The organism is Novosphingobium sp. HR1a, from assembly GCF_015594425.1.
GTDB classification, from domain to species: Bacteria; Pseudomonadota; Alphaproteobacteria; order Sphingomonadales; family Sphingomonadaceae; genus Novosphingobium; species Novosphingobium resinovorum_A.
In genome coordinates this window covers 198,708-218,452 of the sequence record NZ_JABXWS010000033.1, presented here as the reverse complement: position 1 = coordinate 218,452, position 19,745 = coordinate 198,708, and the positions used below count along the sequence as shown (strand labels likewise).

Sequence of the window (19,745 nt, the reverse complement as noted above, 5' to 3'; positions counted from 1 at the left end):
CTGCGCCTCGATCGCGAGCAGTCGCTCAGCTTCCTCGAATTCAACTACATGATCCTGCAGGCCTACGACTTCCTGGAGTTGTCGCGCCGCGCCGCATGCCGCCTGCAGATGGGCGGATCGGACCAGTGGGGCAACATCGTCAACGGCGTGGAACTCGCGCGCCGCGTCGATGGCACGCAGGTCTTCGGCCTGACGACGCCGCTGCTCACCAATGCCGACGGCACCAAGATGGGCAAGACGGTCGGCGGCGCGGTGTGGCTGAACGAGGACCAGCTTTCGCATTTCGACTACTGGCAGTTCTGGCGCAACACCGACGACCGCGACGTGGGCAAGCGCCTGCGCCTGTTCACCGACCTGCCGCTGGACGAGATCGAGCGCCTCGAAGCCCTTGAAGGCAACGAAATCAACGCCGCCAAGATCGTCCTCGCCAACGAGGCGACGAAGCTGTGCCGCGGTGAGGAAGCCGCGAAGTCCGCCGAAGCCACCGCACAGGCGACCTTCGCGGGCGGCGGCATGGGCGGCGATCTGCCGACCATCGAGGCCGGAGCAGACGGCATCCGTCTCGGCGCGGCCTGTGTGGAACTTGGTTTCGTGGCATCCAACGGCGAGGCCAAGCGCAAGATCGCCGAGGGCGCGGTGCGTCTCGACGACGTGGTGATGGACGATCCCGCCCTGCTGATCACACTGGCGCCGGGCGAAAGCCGCAAGCTCAGTGTCGGCAAGAAGAAGCACGGCGTCATCACAAAGGCGTAATACTTAATCCCGCCGACCTGCCGGGGGCAAAGTCGGCGGGATTAACCGCTTGTTTGCCATTTGCGCCTAGAGTTCTTCGACGGCAAAAAGCAAAAGGCATGGAACCATGAGTGCAGGAGCGCAGCTCACTGTAACCGACAAACGGCGCGCAGCGCGTCACCCCGTCGATTACACCGTGATCGCCGAGCACCGCCAGCTCGGCGACCTCGACCTGCACATCGTGAACATTTCGGCCCAGGGCTTCATGATCCAGGGCGAGATGACGCTCGAGCGCGGCGAACGGCTGGTCATGCGCCTGCCCGTGGTAGGCCGGATCGAGGCGCACATGATCTGGACCCACGAGGGCCGTTCCGGTTTCCAGTTCGAGCGCATCATCCGGATCGATGACTTCCTCAAGCTGGTCGATACTCTCCAGCCCAATCCGCGCCTGCGTCCCAAGCGCTGAACATCAGGCAAGTCCCGTCAGGAAAATGCTGCGTACGCACAAAACCATATTGATATAATATAACATGACAATTAGAGGGCTTGGACATGACAGCCCGCCCTCCCCGAATCGCCCTGCTGGCCTGCGCCAGCCTTGTCGCAACCGTCGCCGCCGATCCCGCGCTGGCCCAATCCGTGCCGGGAGCGTCCGGACAGGAAGCATTTGGCCCCGCCACCGCGTCCAAGAGCGGCCACGCGCAGGAGAGTGGCCCTGAGATCATCGTCACCGGCCGCGTCATTTCCGGCAACGCCGACCCGATTTCGGCTCCGGTTGTGCTGACCGGCGATGCCCTCACCCGCAATCTGAAGCCGCAGATCGGTGACATGCTGAAAAGCCTTCCCGGCGTCACCAGCAGCGGTTTCGCCCCCGGCGTATCGCGCCCCATCCTGCGCGGCTTCGACGGCCCGCGCGTTCAGGTCCTGCTTGACGGTCTCGGCTCGCTCGACGCATCCGCCGTTTCCGCCGACCACGCGGTGTCGCTCGACACGCTGAACATCGAGCGCGTCGAAGTCCTGCACGGCCCGCGCGTCCTGCTTTACGCCAGCGATCCGGCAGGCGGCGCGGTCAACGCGCTGGACAAGCGCATCCCACGCGCGGTGCCGGACAAGGCGTTCACCATCGACGCGCTGGGCAGTTACGGCACCGCCGCCAACGACGTGAACGGCGGGGTCGCCGCCAACGTCAGGCTGGCCGACAAGTGGGTCGCGCACCTCGATGCCTCCTACTATCATTCCGACGATCTGCACGTCGGCGGCTACGTGCTTTCCCCTGAACTGCGCGCCGAGACTCTGGCTTCGGCCGACGCCCTTGCCGCCGACGGAGACGCCGCCGGCGCTGCCAATCTGACGGCTCAGGCAGGCCGCAAGGGCAAGCTCGCCAACAGCGGCACCGAGGGCTGGACATATGGCGGCGGCGTCGCGTTCATCGACGCGGGCGGCGACATCGGTGTCTCGGCCCAGCGCGTGGCCAACGACTACGGCATTCCCCCGCGCCCCTCGACGGATCCGTCCTCGACGATGATCAGCCTGCGCCAGACCCGCGTTGACCTGCGGGCGGGCCTCAACCTCGACGGTTTCCTCAAACGCCTCGAACTGCGCGGCGCGTACGGCGATTACACCCACGCCGAGATCACCGACGGCGCCGTCGGCACCCGTTTCAACAGCCAGTCGCTGTCGGCCCGGCTCCAGGCCGACCAGACGCGCCGGGGCATCTGGAGCGGTTCGAGCGGCGTCCAGTATTCGTCCTCCACGCTGGACATCACCGGCGACGAACTGCTGCTGCCGAACACCGAGACCAACCGCTTCGCGGCTTTCACGCTGCAGCAACTTGAAGTCGGCCGGTTCGATCTCGAAGCCGCGCTGCGCTACGAGAATACGCAGATCCGCGCCAAGCCCAATGGCGGCGACCTGCTGACCGGGCAGAGCCGCCAGTTCGACCAGTACTCCGCAGTCGTCGGTGCCGCATGGCACCCGACCGATACCTTGACCCTCTCGGTCAACTACCAGCACGGCGAACGCGCCCCGTCCGCGGAGGAACTGTTCGTCAACGGCGCGCATGACGCCACGCAGTCGTTCGAGGTCGGCAATCCCAACTTCACGCTCGAAAAGAGCGATGGGATCGAAGCCGGCATCCGTTACAGCGGCAGCAATTTCGCCGGATCGGTGACCGCATACGGCACCAACTTCGGCAACTTCATCGCCGCCGTCCCGACCGGCCAGATCGACGCGGAATCAAGCCTCCCGATCTACCAGTACCTTCAGGCCGCCGCTCGCTTCCGCGGCATCGAGGCCGAGGGCGCGCTGACCGTGGCCCGCACGCAGAGCGGCGGCACCTTCAAGATCGACAGCGGGGTCGACTATACTCACGCCAGGCTGGTCAATCTCGGCCCGGTCCCCCGCATCCCGCCGCTGCGCGTGCGCGGAGGGTTGGAGTACGATTCGCCGGTCTTCGACTTGCGCGGCGAAGTCGAATGGAACGCCCGGCAGAACCGCGTGGCCGAGAACGAGAACCCGACAGACGCCTTCACGCTCGTCAACCTCAGCGCCACCTGGCGCCCGGTCGGCGAGAAGGGGCCTCTCACCCTCATCCTCTCCGCCAACAACCTGCTCGACGCCTCGGGCCGCCTGGCGGCATCGCAGACCAAGGACTTCGTGCCGATCGCCGGGCGTGACGTGCGCCTGACGGCCCGGATCACCTATTAAAAGAAACAATCCGGTTTAGCCCAATCCAACTTGGCAAGGGGAGGCCACGCTGCCATGCAGCCCGCGTGAGTCTCCCCCATCCTTCTCCCGACGGCGCCCCCACTTCGCCGCTCCAGATCGCCGACTACCGCAAGTTCTGGCTGGCCCGCTTCTTCGCGGTGCTGGCGACGACGGGTACGGTCGTCATCATCGGCTACCAGCTCTACGACGTCGCCCGAACCGACTACGCCATGTCGATCACGCAGGCCTCGTTCCAGCTGGGCCTGCTCGGCTTCGCACAGTTCCTGCCGGTGTTCCTGCTGACCCCGGTGGCGGGCGTCGTCGCCGATCGTTTCGACCGCCGCAAGGTCGCCGGAACAGCCGCCCTGCTAGACATGTGCGTCGCGCTGGGCCTCGGCATCATCACCACGCTGGAAATCCGCAGCCTGCCGGTGCTCTATGCCTTCGCGGTGATGCACGGCATGGTCCGCGTATTCATCAGCCCGGCCATGTCGGCGATCGCGCCCAACATCGTGCCGCCCAAGCTGATCCCGCGCGCGATCGGCTTCAACTCGATCGCAATGCAGGCGGGCACGATCATCGGCCCTGCCGCTTACGGTTTCATGTTCGCGGCCCACCACGCCCTGCCCTACTGGTGCTCGGCGCTGTTCACGCTGGGCGCCTCGATCGCCATCCAGGCGATCCGCCACTTGCCCGCCATCCCGCGCGACCCGGCCAAGGCTCACCCGATCCGCCAGATCGTCGAGGGCTTCCGGTTCGTCTGGAGCGAGCGCTTCCTGTTCGGCTGCATCACGCTCGACCTCTTCGCCGTGCTGCTCGGCGGCGCGACCGCGCTGATGCCGGTCTTCGCCCGCGACCTGCTGCACGTCGGTCCCGAGGGTCTCGGCCAGATGCGCGCGGCGACGGCGGCAGGCGCGGCGGTGGTGGCGTTCTGGCTCTCGTTCCGCCCGCTGCAGTCGAACGTCGGCGTCAAGATGCTGGCGGCCGTCGTGGCCTACGGCGCCGCGACGATCGGCTTCGGCCTCTCGCGCCACTTCCTGCTGTCGCTCGCCTGCCTTGCCTGCCTCGGCGCCGCCGACATGATCTCGGTGTTCATCCGCAGCTCGCTCGTCCAGTTGCGCACGCCCGACACCGTGCGCGGCCGCGTCTCGGCGATTTCCGGTCTCGCCGTCTCGGCCTCGAACGAGCTGGGCGAGTTCCAGTCGGGCTTCGCCGCAGCCCTTCTCGGCGCTACCGGAGCAGTTGTCTTCGGCGGCAGCGCTGCCATAGTCATCACCCTTGCCTGGGCCTGGTTCTTCCCGGAACTGCGCCGGGCACGTACCTTCGAAGCCCGTTGGGAGCAGAAATCATGAAGGCCGACAGCATCCTCGCCACCATCGGCGATACCCCGCACATCCGCCTCTCCCGCCTGTTTCCGGACCATGAGGTCTGGGTGAAGGCGGAGCGCGCCAACCCTGGCGGCTCGATCAAGGACCGCATCGGCCTCGCCATGATCGAGGCGGCGGAAGCCGACGGCAGCCTCAAGCCCGGCGGCACCATCATCGAGCCGACTTCGGGCAATACCGGCATCGGCCTCGCCATGGCGGCAGCGGTCAAGGGCTACACCCTTGTCCTCGTCATGCCCGAATCGATGTCGGTCGAACGCCGCCGCCTGATGCTGGCCTACGGCGCCAAGTTCGACCTCACTCCGCGCGAAAAGGGCATGAAGGGCGCGATCGAGCGCGCCAAGGAACTGATCGAGGCGACCCCGGGCGCCTGGATGCCCCAGCAGTTCGACAACCCTGCCAACGTCGACGTCCACGTCAAGACGACCGCGCAGGAAATCCTCAAGGACTTCGCCGATGAGCCCATCGACGTGCTCGTCACCGGCGTCGGCACCGGCGGCCACCTGACCGGATGCGCCGAGACGCTGAAGGCCAGCTGGCCTTCGATGAAGGCCTATGCGGTCGAGCCGACGCTCTCGCCGGTGATCTCCGGCGGCCAGCCCGGCCCGCACCCGATCCAGGGTATCGGCGCCGGTTTCATCCCCGGCAACCTGCACACCCAGTCGATCGACGGGGCCATTCAGGTCGATCCCGCCGACGCCAAGGACTGGGCGCGTCGCTGCGCAACCGAGGAAGGCATGCTCGTGGGCATCAGCTCGGGCGCGACGCTTGCCGCCATCGCCCAGAAGCTGAAGGACCTGCCCGCAGGCAGCCGCGTCCTCGGCTTCAACTACGACACCGGCGAGCGCTATCTCTCGGTGCCCGACTTCCTGCCGGAGTGATATCCATCGTGACGACTACCCCCGCGCTCGAGCCCGTTTCCTACGAACACGCCGGTGTCGCCCTCACCGGCTGGCTCGCCCGCCCCGAAGGCGCGGCCCGCGCGGCCGTCGCCCTGTTCCCGACGATCGCCAACGTCATCCCGCTGATGGAGGAGCGCGCCCGCAAGCTCGCCGCAGAGGGCTATCTGGTGATGATCACCGACTTCTACGGCGAGCCGATCGAGAGCTTCGAGGCTTCGTTCCCCGTCGCCGAGAAGCTGCGCGCCGACAACGCCTACTACCGCGCCCGCATCATCGCCGGGATCGATGCGCTACGGGGGCTCGCCGATGGCATCAAGCTCTTCGCCGTCGGCCACTGCATGGGTGGTCAGGCCGTCCTCGAAGCCGCCCGCGCAGGTGAGGATCTGGCCGGCGTGGTCAGCTTCCACGGCACCCTGCCGACCACGGCTCCGGCCCAGCCCGGCGGGATCAAGCCCCGCATCCTCGTCTGCCACGGCGATGCCGACCCGCTCGTGCCCCGCACCGATGTCGTCGCCTTCTGGGAGGAAATGGATGCGGCCGGAGCCGACTGGCACTTCCACAGCTACGGCAACGTGAAGCACGGCTTCACCGACCCGCACAGCCCGGACAAGGGCATGGCCTTCCTCGACTACAACGTCAGCGCCGATCGCCAGTCCTGGGCCTCGATGCTGTCGTTCTTCAACGAGATACTGGGCTGACCTCCCATTCCTCCCTGAGCTTGCTCGGGGAGGAATTTGCAAACAAAGCCCGTCATCCCCAACATCGTCATCCCAGCGAAGGCTGGGACCGCTGGCCTGTTACGACCAACTATCGTCCGGACGCCCTGCCGAGGGTTGGGTTTTGCGCTGCCAGCGGTCCCAGCCTTCGCTGGGATGACGGGGGTGTGCGTGCAGTCAGCGCACGCAAAAACACCCGCTGGCGAGTGCGGGCATTACGCCGGGGAAATCAACGCATCCGAAGTGAACATCGGGTCGGCGTAGGGAGCGTCCAAGCAGGGACGCGGGGTTTTGTTTTCCGTGAAGCTCTGGCGAGCGGCCGGGTAACTCACGGTGCAGCCCGGCTCGACCTGTATTCCATCGGAAAGTCCCATGTGGCCGTCGTTAGGGTTCGCATCGTTATCGGCCGGAGGCTATCCGGGATGGCCGTCCCATGCCCAACGACGTGTCGAAGGATCGTATGGACGGCGTTTCCGGTAGCGCAGGGACAGTCCGGGTCTTCGAACGGACGCGTGGTTTGCGCGATCGCGGCTGAAACCGCATCCCGGCCCACGACGCCGACCCGATACACCTCTCCGGCGTGATCATCGCCGGATCGGATGTCGGGTCATATAACCTATTTGGCGATAAATGTCAAGAATGCGGCAGATGATCCCGGGTGCGCTCCAGCACTTCGCCATCAAGCCGCCGATAGAAGCAGCTGCGCGCACCGGTGTGGCAGGCCGGACCTTCCGGCGTCACGAGCAGTTCCAGCGCGTCCTGATCGCAATCGACGCGAATTTCCTCGACGCGCAGGGAATGGCCCGATGTCTCACCCTTCAGCCACAGCTTGCCCCGCGACCGCGAATGGAAATGCGCCAGCCCCGTTTCACGCGTCTTCGCCAGCGCCTCGGCATCCATGTAAGCGACCATCAGGATCTCGCGCGAGCGCGAATCGACGGCGATGGCGATGAGCAATCCCTGGGCGTCGAAGCGCGGCAGGAACGCCGTTCCCAGTTCACGCTCGGCGGCTGTCACGTCTGTCATCCTCGGACTAATCCCTGTTCCCGCTAACAGCGGCATAATTGTTGCACCACAGCCACAGCAAGGGACCAAAATCCACGTCAGTCAGCGAAGTCTCTTTCCAAAAAAGACGATTCGATGAATTCTGGCTTTGCAGCTGGGGGGCTGCTTCTGACCCACAGGTCGCTCGCAGGCAAGTGTTCGGCAAGGAACACCGGTCTGAAACGGAAAGCGGGCCACGGTTCAGGGAATGCTTTGATGAGGGATCGGACCAGGCGGTATCAGGGGCACCGCTGAACTGCGCAAGCAGGGTTCAAACAGTTTCGTCACGAGGACGCCCGGAACTCACAAGGTTCCGGGCGTTTTCGTATTCAGGGCGAATCGCCTCAGGTCACATCGAGAGCTTCATCCAGCACGCGGGCGAAGCAGGCGATCACCACACGCTCCGCTCCTGCCCGCTTCAGCGCCGAGACGCAGGCATCGCTGGTGGCACCGCTGGTCAGCACGTCATCGACGAGGACCACCTTCGCACCTTTCAGCGCTGCCTTCCGCTTCGGATGGACGGCAATCGCACCCGACAAGGTCCGCTTGCGTGCCAGCTTGCCCATGCCGCCCAGCGAGCGCGTCGCCTTGCGTCGCACCAGCGTATCGACCGCGAGGCCCGCGCCGCTGCGCCGCCCGATCTGCCGGGCCAGTTCCGCCGCCTGATTGTAGCCGCGTTTCCACAGCCGCCAGCGATGCAGCGGCACCGGCACCAGCAGCCAGTCGGCATCGACGAAAGGCAGCTTGGGCACCATCAGCCCGGCCATCATCGGTGCCAGCGCGATGCGATTCCCGTGCTTGAACGCCAGCACCAGCTTGCGCGAAGGTTCGTTGTAGAGCGTCGCGGCCGCGATCCCGGCATGGCGCGGCGGATCGGCAAGGCACGGGCCGCACGTGCCGCCCTCCGGCATCGTATCGCCGAAAGGCCGCTGGCAGGCCGCGCAGGCCGGATCGCCCGGGATCGCCAGCGTACTCCAGCAATCCGCACAGAGCCCCGCCGCCGAACCGATCGCCGCCCCGCACAGCGGACACCGCGGCGGAAACACGAGATCGACGAGCGGTGAAAGTACGTGTCCCAGGCCCATGGCGCGATCCTATGCACGCCGTGTTGCACGACAAGCACGCCACGAGGGCATTGCAAGGTTTTCATCGACGCGGCAGGGGAGCATCCATGGCAACCAAGGCTCCCCCCCGCATCTTCTCCCCCGCCCGCCGCGCCGCCCTGCGCCGCCGGATGCTCAGGCTCCAGCAGCAGCCGGATGCGCCGCGCTACCTGATCGACGACATGGTGGAGGACGTGCTCGAACGCCTCTCTTTCCTGCGCTTCGAACCGAAGACGGCGCTGGTTGTCGGCGACTATTCGGGCGCGCTGGCTCTGGCGCTACGGGCGCAGGGTGTGCCGGTGACCGAAGTGGACCCGGCCATTGGCTTCGTTGAGGAACAGCCCTGGCCGTTCGACGGCTTCGACCTCATCGCCAGCCTCGGCACGCTGGACACCGTCAACGACCTTCCCGGCGCCTTCGTCCACGCACGCAAGGCGCTGGCGCCGGGCGGACTGCTGATCGCCAGCTTCCTCGGCTCCGGCAGCCTGCCGGTCATGCGCGAAGTCATGATGGCGGCGGACGACGAGCGTCCCGCCCCGCGCCTTCACCCCTCGGTGGACGTGCGTGCAGGAGCGCAACTGCTCCAGCGCACGCTCTATGCCGATCCGGTGGCGGACCATCGCCATCTGGACGTGGGGTTCCGCAGCCTCGAACGCCTCGTCGGGGACCTGCGCGCGCAGGGTCTCGCCAATGTGCTCGCTGATCCCGGTCCGCAGCTGGGCAAGGCGGCGCTGGCGCGGGCGCACGATGCGTTTGCGGCCGCCGGTGAGGGCGGCCGCACGGTAGAGCGGTTCGAGATCATGACGCTGTCCGGCTGGAAGCGCTGAACCCGTAAATCTCATCGTCATTGCGAGGGCCGAAGGTCCGAAGCAATCCAGAGCGGCCCAAACCGCCCTGGATTGCTTCGCTCGCAATGACGAACGCTGGCTTGCTTACGCCAGCGCCGCCTGAGCCGCCGCCAGACGCGCGATCGGCACGCGATAGGGCGAGGCCGAGACGTAATCCAGACCCACCTTCTCGCAGAACGCGATCGAGGCCGGGTCGCCGCCGTGCTCGCCGCAGATGCCGAGCTTGAGGTCGGCATAGGTCGCACGGCCGCGCTCGGCGCCGAGCTGGACCAGCTGGCCCACGCCCTCGATGTCGAGGCTGACGAACGGATCGCGCGGGTAGATGCCCTTCTCGACGTAGGGGCTGAGGAAGCGCGCGGCATCGTCGCGCGAGACGCCCAGCGTGGTCTGCGTCAGGTCGTTGGTGCCGAACGAGAAGAACTTCGCTTCTTCCGCGATCTCGCCCGCCATCAGTGCCGCACGCGGCAGCTCGATCATGGTGCCCACGAGATAGTCGAGCGTCTTGCCCTTCTCCTCGAACACCTTGGCCGCGGCCTGATCGACGACCTTCTTGAGGATCGCCAGCTCGCGCTTGGTGGCGACGAGCGGGATCATCACTTCCGGCACGATCGCTTCACCCGAAGCCGCTGCGACGTCGCAGGCTGCCTCGAAGATGGCGCGGGCCTGCATCTCGTAGATTTCGGGGAAGGTGATGCCGAGGCGGCAACCGCGATGGCCGAGCATCGGGTTGAACTCGTGCAGTTCGTCCGCGCGGCGCTTGAGCGTGTCCACGCCGATGCCGATCGCGTCCGACAGCTCCGCGAATTCCGCGTCGCTGTGCGGCAGGAATTCGTGGAGCGGCGGGTCGAGCAGGCGGATGGTGACGGGCAGGCCCGCCATCACCTCGAAGATCGCCTGGAAGTCGGCGCGCTGTTCGGGGAGCAGCTTGGCCAGCGCCTCGCGGCGGCCCTTCTCGTCCTCGGCCAGGATCATCTGGCGCACGGCGGAGATGCGGCCTGCATCGAAGAACATGTGCTCGGTGCGGCAAAGGCCGATGCCTTCGGCGCCGAACTGGCGCGCCATCTTGCAGTCGGCGGGCGTTTCGGCGTTGGTGCGTACCTTCATGCGGCGGTGCTTGTCGGCCCACTCCATGAGCGTGCCGAAATCGCCTGCCAGTTCCGGCTCGATGGTGGCGACTTCGCCCGCCATGATCTCGCCGGTGGCGCCGTCGAGGGTGATGAGGTCGCCCTCCTTCAGCTCGCGGTTGCCGATGCGCAGGGTGCGTGCCTTCATGTCGATCGACAGCCCCGATGCGCCCGAGACGCAGGGACGGCCCATGCCGCGCGCCACGACCGCCGCGTGGCTGGTCATGCCGCCGCGTGCGGTGAGGATGCCCTTCGCCGCGTGCATGCCGTGGATGTCCTCAGGCGAGGTTTCCACGCGGACGAGGACGACCGCCTCGCCCATTTCCGCGCGCTTCTCGGCGGTGTCGGCGTCGAGCACGATCGCGCCCGAAGCCGCGCCCGGCGATGCGGGCAGGCCCTTGCCGAGAATGTCGCGCGGCGCCTTGGGGTCGAGCGTGGGGTGAAGCAGTTGATCGAGCGCCATCGGATCGACGCGCTTGATCGCGGTGGCTTCGTCGATCAGGCCTTCCTCGACCATGTCGACGGCCATCTTGAGCGCAGCCTTGGCAGTACGCTTGCCCGAGCGGGTCTGCAGCATCCACAGCTTGTTCTGCTGCACCGTGAACTCGATGTCCTGCATGTCGCGGTAGTGCTTTTCGAGCAGGTCGAACACCGCGGCGAGTTCGGCGTATGCCTCGGGCATCGCCTCTTCCATCGACAGCGGCTTGGCCCCGGCGCGCTCGCGGGCGGCCCTGGTCAGGTACTGCGGGGTGCGGATGCCGGCGACGACGTCCTCGCCCTGCGCGTTGACCAGCCATTCGCCGTAGTAGGCGCGCTCGCCGGTCGCCGGATCGCGGGTGAACGCGACGCCCGTTGCCGAAGTGTCGCCCATGTTGCCGAAGACCATGGCCTGCACGTTGACGGCGGTGCCCCAGTCACCGGGGATGTCGTTGAGGCGGCGGTAGACCTTGGCGCGGTCGGCGTCCCAGCTGTCGAACACGGCCTGGATCGCGCCCCACAGCTGCTCCTGCGGGTCCTGCGGGAACGGCTTGCCCAGTTCACGCTCGACGATCGCGGTGTACTGCTTGACCAGCCCCCGCCAGTCGTTCGCGGTCAGTTCGACGTCGTTGTCGTAGCCGTTGTCTTCCTTGGCGATCTCCAGCGCTTCCTCGAAAAGATGGTGTTCGACGCCGAGAACGACGTCCGAATACATCTGGATGAAGCGGCGGTAGCTGTCCCACGCGAAGCGGTCATCGCCCGAAGTCGACGCAAGACCCTCCACGGTCACGTCGTTCAGGCCGAGGTTCAGCACGGTGTCCATCATGCCCGGCATCGAAACGCGCGCGCCCGAGCGGACCGAGACCAGCAGCGGATCAGTAGAATCACCGAAGGACTTGCCGACCGACTTTTCGATATGGGCCAGCGCCTCGGCCACTTCGGCCCGCAGTTCGTCCGAGAAGTTCGCGCCCTCCGCGAGATACTTCACGCATTCTTCGGTGGTGATGGTGAAGCCGGGAGGCACCGGCAGGCCGATTCCGGCCATCTCGGCAAGGTTCGAACCCTTGCCCCCGGTGATCACCTTGTCCTTCGCGCGCGGATCGTCGTGCTTTACGCCGCCGCCGAACGTGTAGACCTGCTTAGTCATTAGTCCCAAATCTCCGGGATTTTTGCGCAAGAATGCAGACCGTGGGGAAACCCTCCTACCCCTCGATCCGCGAGAAATCCGCTACGTTGTGCACCGCAGCACGGAAGCGATCAAGCAGTGCAAGACGAGATGTTCTTTTTATGGAGTCAGTATCGTTGACTGTCACCTGATCAAAGAACCCGTCAATAGGTGCGCGAAGCGATGCCAGCGCACTCATTGCACTTGCGAAATCTTCTGCAGCAACGGCTGTGGCTGCCCGAGGTTCCGCAGCATCGAGCGCGTCGATCAACGCCTGTTCCGCCGGTTCGGCGGCATAGCCGAGCCCCGAACCCGCTGCAGCATAGATTTCCTGCATGTCGGGATCGTCCACGTTTTCGAGCGGGTCCTCGTCGCCGGTGTGCGGGTGCGCGGGTGCAGCATCGGACGCCGACCAGCCTTCCTTCTTGAGGATGTTGGCGGCGCGCTTGTAACCCGCGAGGAGGTTGGCGCCGTCCTCGCTGCCGACGAATGCCTGCAACGCATGGACGCGGGCGAGCAGGCGGACCAGATCGTCCTCGCCGCCGAGCGCGAACACCGCGTCGATCAGGTCATGACGAACGCCCGCTTCCTTCTGCTGGACCTTGAGGCGGTCGGCGAAGAAGTCGAGGAGTTCGATGATCTCTTCGTCGACAATGCTATCGCCGATGACGATCGCACCGGGTTCCAAACCTGCGGCCGTTCTAGCGTGATCAAGAATGGTTTCCTCATTCTTCACTGCGTCATCATGAACCGAAGCCATATGCTTCAAGAGTGTCGGTATTAAAGACAGCCGTATATTGGACGCCATCAGTATTTTGATAATGGCAAGTGCGGCTCGTCTAAGGGCAAAAGGATCTTTTGAACCGGTCGGCTTTTCACCAATGTAATAGAATCCAGCCAGCGTATCCAGCTTATCTGCCAGCGACACCGCCACAGTCACCCGCGCGGTGGGCACTTCATCGCCCTGCCCGACCGGCTTGTAATGGTCGCGGATGGCGTCGGCCACGGCGTCGGGCAGGCCCTCGGCGCGGGCGTAGTAGCCGCCCATGAGCCCCTGCAGCTCGGGGAACTCGCCGACCATCTCGGTGACGAGATCGGCCTTGCACAGTTCCGCCGCCTGACGCGCCAGCGCCGGATCGCAGTTCGGGACGATGCCCTCGGTGGCCAGCCACTCGGCCAGCTTGGCCACGCGCTCGACCTTGTCGGCGACGGTGCCCAGCTTTTCGTGGAAGGTGATGCGGGCCAGCTTCTTCGCCTGATCCGACAGAGTAACCTTGCGGTCCTGCTGCCAGAAGAAACGCGCGTCGGACAGGCGCGCGGCCAGAACCTTGCGGTTGCCCGCGACGATGCCCACGCCGCCGTCGGTGGCGTCGATGTTGGCGGTGCAGACGAAGGCGTCGGCGAGATTGCCGTTAGCGTCTTCGCAGACGAAATACTTCTGGTTGACGCGCGCGGTCAGCTGGATCGTCTCGGGCGGGACTTCGAGGAACGCCTCGTCAAAACGGCCGAGCAGCGGCACCGGCCATTCGGTGAGGCCGGCGTTCTCGATCACCAGCCCCTCGTCCTCGACCAGCTTGAGACCGGCGGCGGCAGCGACGTTGCGCGCCTCGTCGCGGATCAGGTCCTGACGTTCGACATGGTCGACGATGACGTGGCAGGCGGACAGCTTGCGGGCATAGTCATGCGCGCCGCCGATGGTGATCTCGCCGGGCGCGTGGAAGCGGTGGCCCTTCGTGGCATAGCCCGATCGGATGCCGCCGACTTCGCACTCGACAAGATCCTCGCCCAGAATGGCGACGATGCCGGAGAGCGGGCGCACCCAGCGCAGCGAATCCGTGCCGATCGACGCGGCGCCCCAGCGCTGCGACTTGGGCCAGGGGAAGGCGCGCACGATGGCGGGGATCGCCTCGGCCAGCACGTCCCTCACGGCGCGGCCGGGCTTCTCGACGACGGCGAAGTAGGTGTCCTTGCCCTTGACGTCGCGGACTTCGAGTTGGTCCTTGCTCAGGCCGGTCTTGCGCAGGAAGCCTTCGAGCGCCTGCTCGGGCGCGCTGGTGGCGGGGCCTTTGGTCTCCTCGCTGACGGCCTCGGTTACGTCCGGCAGACCGTTGGCGATCAGCGCGAGACGGCGCGGCGTGGACGATACGGTGATCTGGCCGGGCGTGACGCCAGCGGCGGCGAGTTCCTTGCGGAACAGCTTTTCCAGATCGGCGCGCGCGCCCGCCTGCATGCGGGCGGGGATTTCTTCACTGCGCAGTTCGAGAAGGAAGTCGGTCATGTCAGTGGCCCGTTTCGCGGGTTGATAGGTGGGCGCTGTGGTCCTTCGACAGGCTCAGGACGAGCGGAGTTGGGGGAAGACGTCCTTCTACACCCCGCTCAGGCTGAGCTTGTCGAAGCCTCATACGGTCCACCCGGGGAACTTGGCTTCCCACTTGTCCTTGTTCACGTCGATCCACGCCTGACACGATCCCTTGGCGAGATCGCGCACGCGGGCCATGTAGCTGGCGCGTTCCTGCACCGAGATCACGCCGCGCGCCTGTAGCAGATTGAACAGGTGCGACGCCTCGATCGCCTGGTCGTAAGCTGCAAGCGGCACCTTGGCGTCGATGCAGCGCATGCATTCGGCCTCGGCGGCCTTGAAGCCGGCGAACAGCGCATCGGTGTCGGCGATCTCGAAGTTGTACTTCGACTGCTGCTGCTCGTTCGCCAGGAAGACGTCGCCGTAGCTCACGCCTTCGTTGTTGAAGCGCAGGTCGTAGACCGAATCCACGCCCTGAATGTACATCGCCAGACGTTCGAGGCCGTAAGTCAGCTCGCCCGCGACGGGCTTGCAGTCGAAGCCGCCCATCTGCTGGAAGTAGGTGAACTGCGTCACTTCCATGCCGTCGCACCAGACTTCCCAGCCCAGACCCCAGGCACCCAGCGTCGGGCTTTCCCAGTCGTCCTCGACGAAGCGGATGTCATGCTCCAGCGGATCGACGCCGATCTCGGCGAGGCTCTGCAGGTACAGTTCCTGAAGGTTCTCCGGGTTCGGCTTCAGGATCACCTGATACTGGTAATAGTGCTGCAGCCGGTTCGGGTTCTCGCCATAGCGGCCGTCCGTCGGGCGGCGCGAGGGCTGGACATAAGCGGCCTTCCACGGCTCGGGACCGAGCGCGCGCAGCGTCGTAGCAGGGTGGAAGGTGCCTGCGCCCATGCGCATGTCGTAAGGCTGCAGGATGAGGCAGCCCTGCGCGCTCCAGAAGTTGTGGAGCGTCAGGATCATGTCCTGGAAGCTGAGCGGCTGTTTGGCGGCGGTCATCGGGGTTCCGTCGAATTCTTGAATGCGCGGCCTTTGGCGGATCGGGGCTGCCAAATCAACAACACAAAGCATTGCTTAGGGCATTGCGGCGCATTGCGGCACCGCCCGCGCCCGCGTCGTTTGCGGATCGTGTTCATCTCCATTGCCGTCTGCATCGTATGGTGCATAGGGTGGGACCGGCGTCGCTGGCGCTGATCCGTTCACGCCGCCTTACAGTTTCCTCCCCGATAGGTTTGCCATGCCCCGCGTTCGTACCCTTATTCGTAGCGGGCTCGGCTCCGCCCTGCTCGCCTTCACCGCCCTGTCGTCCCCGCTCGCCTCGGCGCAGGAGACGGCGCAAGCATCCGCCGTCCGACCGGCGCTCTGGAAAGTCGCGGACGAGGACACCACGATCTGGCTGTTCGGCACGATCCACGTCCTGCCCGAGCAGGTGGACTGGTACGCCGGTCCGGTCGCCAAGGCGCTCGACAGCGCGCAGGAATTGGTGACCGAGATACCCATAGACGACACCGAACAGGCGCAGGGCACGATCCTGCAGATGGCTGCGCGCAAGGATGGCAAGTCCCTGCGCGACACGCTCTCCGCCAAGGAGCGCACCGCCTACGAGGGCGCGCTGACATCCATCGGCATCCCGGCACAGGCTTTCGATGCCAACGATGCCTGGTTCGCCGCACTCATGCTGACGCTGATCCCGCTCAAGACCGCAGGCTACAGCACCGAGACCGGGATAGACCAGCAGGTCGCCGCCAGGGCGCGGGCGCGACATCTGGCCAACCATGCCTTCGAGACCGTCGACTACCAGATCGGCCTGTTCGACAATCTATCCGAGCCGACCCAGCGCGCCTATCTCGACGAAGTGGTCGAAGCGCTGCCCGACGTGAAAACCGACGTCGACAGGATGGTCGCCGCGTGGAAGGCAGGCGATGCCGACCACCTCGCCGAACTGATGAACGAAGACGAGAGCGATCCGGAAATCCGCAAGGTGCTGATCACCGATCGTAATGCCAACTGGGCGAAGTGGCTCAAGGCGCGCCTCGACAAGCCGGGTACGGTGTTCGTCGCGGTAGGCGCCGGGCATCTCGCCGGGCCGGGCAGCGTGCAGGACCAGCTTGCGGCGGCTGGCGTTTCCTCGACCCGGGTACAGTAGATGATCCGTCGTTTTGCGGTACTTCTGGCGATCGCCGGGCTGGTCGCCTGTTCGAGCGAGCCCCAGCAGGCCAACCCCGCGTTGTGGCGGGTCGAGGACGGTCGGGGCCACGTCGGTTGGCTCTTCGGCACGATCCACAGCGCCGAGCGCCCCCTCGTCTGGCGCACGGCGAAAGTCGGTTCCGCACTGGACGAAGCCGGATCGATCATGGTCGAAGTCGGCAACCTCGCGAACGAGGCGGAAGTCGCCGCCACTTTCGAAAGCCTCGCGCGCAGCGAGAACGAACCGCCGCTTTCCGAACGCGTACCGCCGAAAGACCGCGCCGCTCTGGCCACTTTGCTGAAAAAGAGCGGCCGGGGCGACGGCGACTTCGCGGCGATGGATACCTGGGCCGCAGCCCTGACGCTCGCCCGCGCAGGGGCTGACGAAGGCGATACCCGCAACGGTGTCGACCGCGCCGTGATCGCGGCGGCGGGGCAAAGGCCGGTGGTCGAACTCGAAGGCGCTGCCGCGCAGCTCGGCCTGTTCGACGCCCTGCCCGAGCGCGAGCAGCGCGACCTCCTCGCCGCAGTCGTCGCCGAAGCCGTCTCTCCCGACCGCGATCTTTCGGCCAGCTGGCGCAAGGGCGACGTGAACGCGATCGAGGCGGAGACCCGCTCGGGCCTGCTCGCCGACCCGGAACTGCGCGCGGTGCTGTTCACCGGCCGCAACCGGCGCTGGACTGGCCGGATCGCACAGGCGGTTCGCTCGGGCAGCAAGCCGTTCGTGGCTGTCGGCGCAGCGCACATGGCCGGGCCTGAGGGATTGCCCGCAATGCTGACGGCCGAGGGGTTCACGGTCACGCGGGTGGAGTGAGGCTTTGGGGGCTTCGACAAGCTCAGCCTGAGCGGAATTGGGAGATTTATTCCAACCCCGCTCACCCTGAGCTTGTCGAAGGGTCGCAACCGCCCCCTCAAACACCGCGACATCGCGCCCACGGACGCACGAACGGCTTGCTTTTCCGCCCATCTCCCAGTAAGGGCCGCGCCTTCCTGTCATGGTCATCCCTGGAGGCGTGGCAGGACGGTGCGCACCGATGAGCGGCGTGTCATCGCATTATTATCCAGTTTTGAAAGGCAAGATCCATGAGCGATACGCTTAACCTGCCGGCCGAGACGCGTGATCGGGCTGGCAAGGGAGCCTCCCGTGCACTGCGTCGTGAAGGTCGCGTCCCCGCCGTCATCTACGGTGGCAACGAAGAGCCCCTCGCGATCCACGTCCAGGAAAAGGAGCTGTCTCGCCAGCTCGGAACCGGCCACTTCTTCAACTCGATCATCGAAGTCGAAGTCGATGGCAAGAAGTTCCGCACCCAGCCCAAGGACGTTGCCTTCCACCCGGTCAGCGACCGCCCGCTCCACGCCGACTTCCTGCGTCTCGCCAAGGGCGCGACCGTGCACGTCAACGTGCCCGTCGTGTTCGAGAACGAAGAGCTGTCGCCGGGCCTGAAGCGCGGCGGCGTGCTGAACATCGTTCGCCACGACCTCGAACTGGTCTGCGACGCCGAGAAGATCCCGCACGAGATCACCATCGACGTGACCGGCTTCGACGTGGGCGAATCGATCCACATCAGCCACGTCAAGCTGCCCAAGGGCGTCGAGAGCGCGATCACCGACCGTGACTACACGATCGCGACGATCGCCGCTCCCTCTGCCCTGCGCAGCGAAGAAGGCGAAGCAGCGGCCGAGGCCGAGTAAGCTTCTCCTGCTTTCGGGTAGAAAACGGCCTCTCCCACCCCGCGTGGGAGGGGCCTTTTCTTTTCATGCAACCGCAAGGACGCAGGCAAGGAATACGGATGGCCACGCAGCTTTGGGTCGGTCTGGGCAATCCCGGTCCGCAGTATGTCTTCAACCGCCACAACGTCGGCTTCATGGTTGCCGACGCGATCGCCGAGATTCACGGCTTCGGCCCGGTCCAGAAGAAGTTCCAGGGCTGGCTGCAGGAAGGCCGCATCGGCAGCGACAAAGTGCTGCTGCTCAAGCCCGCTACCTTCATGAACGAGAGCGGCCGCTCGGTGGGCGAGGCGATGCGCTTCTACAAGCTGGACCTGTCCGCCCTCACCGTCTTCCACGACGAACTCGACCTGGCGTCGTTCAAGGTGAAGGTGAAGCAGGGCGGCGGCCATGCCGGGCACAACGGGCTGCGCTCGATCGACCAGCACCTCGGGGCGGAGTTCCGCCGCGTGCGGCTCGGCATAGGCCATCCCGGGCACAAGGACCGCGTCCACGGCTACGTGCTGGGCAACTACGCCAAGGCCGAGATGGACCCGCTGGCCGACATGCTGGGCGCGGTGGCGGCGGAAGCGGATCGGCTTGCGAACGGCGACGACGCCCGCTTCATGAACGACGTGGCGCTGCGCCAGCAGGACTGAAGGGTGTCGAGTTAGCTTACATATGGATCGCTTCACCCCTGCCTGATTCAATGAAATTGGCGGAAATTGGCGATTGGCACGGTGATTGCGTATTGCTGGTCAACCAACACGGGTAACTGGGGTAAGACTACGATGATCCGCAAGACTCTGATCGCTCTCACGATCACCGCCGGCGCCACCGTCGCCATGGCCTCGCCTGCGCAGGCGACCTATTCGAAGGGCAAGCATACGCACTCCTGCGATTGCGGCGACAAGATCGGCAGGAAGATGTGCGGCGGCAGCACCTCCACCAGCAGCTCGACTTCGGGCGGCACCACGACGACTTCGGGTGGCACGACCAGCACCTCGGGTGGCACGACGACTTCGGGCGGTTCGACCTCCGGCGGCACCACTACGACGACCTCCGGCGGCACCACCTCGACCTCGGGCGGTTCGAGCGGTGGTTCCTCGGGCGGCACCGCGGTTCCGGAGCCGGGCATGCTGGGCATGCTGGGTGCAGGCCTGATCGGCCTGGCCTACGCGCGCCGCCGCAAGGCCCGCGCCTGATATTTCGGCACTGGTGCCCACCCCGCTGCGACTAAGGCCTTTGGCCTAAGTCTCGCTCCCCTCCCGCAAGCGGGAGGGACGTCTCCGTTTCTCCCCTCCCGCAAGCGGGAGGGGGTGGGGGTGGGTTCTACCTAATCTGGCA

The 19,745-nt window shown here is 65.8% G+C and carries 17 protein-coding genes; 12 read left to right on the top strand and 5 right to left on the bottom strand.

Features of this window, described 5'->3' with window-relative positions; all coding sequences use genetic code 11:
* The 6 genes from tyrS to HWN72_RS07240 form a co-directional block, all read left to right on the top strand.
* Window positions 1–753: tyrosine--tRNA ligase (gene tyrS, locus HWN72_RS07265; protein ID WP_211149994.1), on the top strand; the 753-nt coding region annotated here is incomplete at its 5' end.
* Window positions 754–859: 106 nt separating this feature from the next.
* Window positions 860–1,198, top strand: a complete 339-nt coding sequence (locus HWN72_RS07260; RefSeq protein WP_008830574.1) for a PilZ domain-containing protein — start codon at window positions 860–862, stop codon at window positions 1,196–1,198.
* Window positions 1,199–1,284: 86 nt separating this feature from the next.
* Entirely contained in the window at window positions 1,285–3,438 is a 2,154-nt protein-coding gene (locus HWN72_RS07255) for a TonB-dependent receptor (RefSeq protein WP_036523101.1), read from the top strand.
* A gap of 65 nt (window positions 3,439–3,503) precedes the next feature.
* A complete protein-coding gene (locus HWN72_RS07250) occupies window positions 3,504–4,790 on the top strand; it encodes an MFS transporter (RefSeq protein WP_036523098.1) in 1,287 nt (428 codons plus the stop codon).
* Window positions 4,787–5,704: a cysteine synthase A gene (gene cysK / locus HWN72_RS07245; RefSeq protein ID WP_008832783.1), complete on the top strand. Its 918-nt coding sequence runs from the start codon at window positions 4,787–4,789 to the stop codon at window positions 5,702–5,704. Before HWN72_RS07250 ends, cysK begins: the two co-directional genes overlap by 4 nt.
* Before the next feature lie 8 nt (window positions 5,705–5,712).
* Window positions 5,713–6,423: a dienelactone hydrolase family protein gene (locus HWN72_RS07240; protein ID WP_211149993.1), complete on the top strand. Its 711-nt coding sequence runs from the start codon at window positions 5,713–5,715 to the stop codon at window positions 6,421–6,423.
* 651 nt (window positions 6,424–7,074) lie between these two features.
* Here the strand turns inward: HWN72_RS07240 and hisI are convergent.
* Window positions 7,075–7,467, bottom strand: coding sequence for a phosphoribosyl-AMP cyclohydrolase (gene hisI / locus HWN72_RS07235; protein ID WP_211149992.1), 393 nt, complete (start codon window positions 7,465–7,467; stop codon window positions 7,075–7,077).
* A 362-nt stretch (window positions 7,468–7,829) separates the two neighbouring features.
* Window positions 7,830–8,570, bottom strand: coding sequence for a ComF family protein (locus HWN72_RS07230; RefSeq protein ID WP_036523093.1), 741 nt, complete (start codon window positions 8,568–8,570; stop codon window positions 7,830–7,832).
* An 86-nt stretch (window positions 8,571–8,656) separates the two neighbouring features.
* Here HWN72_RS07230 and HWN72_RS07225 point away from each other — a divergent pair, with 86 nt between their 5' ends.
* Window positions 8,657–9,415 (top strand): methyltransferase domain-containing protein, encoded by a 759-nt coding sequence (locus HWN72_RS07225; protein WP_036523090.1) that lies wholly within the window; start codon window positions 8,657–8,659, stop codon window positions 9,413–9,415.
* 105 nt (window positions 9,416–9,520) lie between these two features.
* Here HWN72_RS07225 and ppdK read toward each other — a convergent pair whose 3' ends face one another.
* The 3 genes from ppdK to HWN72_RS07210 form a co-directional block, all read right to left on the bottom strand.
* Window positions 9,521–12,184: a pyruvate, phosphate dikinase gene (ppdK, locus tag HWN72_RS07220; RefSeq protein WP_036523088.1), complete on the bottom strand. Its 2,664-nt coding sequence runs from the start codon at window positions 12,182–12,184 to the stop codon at window positions 9,521–9,523.
* Window positions 12,185–12,239: 55 nt separating this feature from the next.
* Window positions 12,240–14,480 (bottom strand): glycine--tRNA ligase subunit beta, encoded by a 2,241-nt coding sequence (gene glyS, locus HWN72_RS07215; RefSeq protein ID WP_211149991.1) that lies wholly within the window; start codon window positions 14,478–14,480, stop codon window positions 12,240–12,242.
* A gap of 120 nt (window positions 14,481–14,600) precedes the next feature.
* Complete coding sequence (locus HWN72_RS07210) at window positions 14,601–15,503, bottom strand: glycine--tRNA ligase subunit alpha (protein ID WP_008831867.1); 903 nt, start codon at window positions 15,501–15,503, stop codon at window positions 14,601–14,603.
* A gap of 238 nt (window positions 15,504–15,741) precedes the next feature.
* Here HWN72_RS07210 and HWN72_RS07205 point away from each other — a divergent pair, with 238 nt between their 5' ends.
* The 5 genes from HWN72_RS07205 to HWN72_RS07185 all read left to right on the top strand — a co-directional run bounded on the left by HWN72_RS07205 (window position 15,742) and on the right by HWN72_RS07185 (window position 19,603).
* On the top strand, window positions 15,742–16,650 hold the full coding sequence (locus tag HWN72_RS07205; RefSeq protein WP_008831868.1) for a TraB/GumN family protein: 909 nt from the start codon (window positions 15,742–15,744) through the stop codon (window positions 16,648–16,650).
* Window positions 16,651–17,505 carry a TraB/GumN family protein gene (locus tag HWN72_RS07200; protein WP_051586686.1) on the top strand — a complete coding sequence of 285 codons (855 nt, stop codon included), beginning with the start codon at window positions 16,651–16,653 and terminating at the stop codon, window positions 17,503–17,505. It begins immediately after the preceding gene.
* A gap of 269 nt (window positions 17,506–17,774) precedes the next feature.
* On the top strand, window positions 17,775–18,383 hold the full coding sequence (locus tag HWN72_RS07195; protein ID WP_008831870.1) for a 50S ribosomal protein L25/general stress protein Ctc: 609 nt from the start codon (window positions 17,775–17,777) through the stop codon (window positions 18,381–18,383).
* A 98-nt stretch (window positions 18,384–18,481) separates the two neighbouring features.
* Window positions 18,482–19,057: an aminoacyl-tRNA hydrolase gene (pth, locus tag HWN72_RS07190; RefSeq protein WP_211149990.1), complete on the top strand. Its 576-nt coding sequence runs from the start codon at window positions 18,482–18,484 to the stop codon at window positions 19,055–19,057.
* A 132-nt stretch (window positions 19,058–19,189) separates the two neighbouring features.
* Window positions 19,190–19,603: a PEP-CTERM sorting domain-containing protein gene (locus tag HWN72_RS07185; protein WP_036523082.1), complete on the top strand. Its 414-nt coding sequence runs from the start codon at window positions 19,190–19,192 to the stop codon at window positions 19,601–19,603.
* Window positions 19,604–19,745 lie beyond the last annotated feature (142 nt).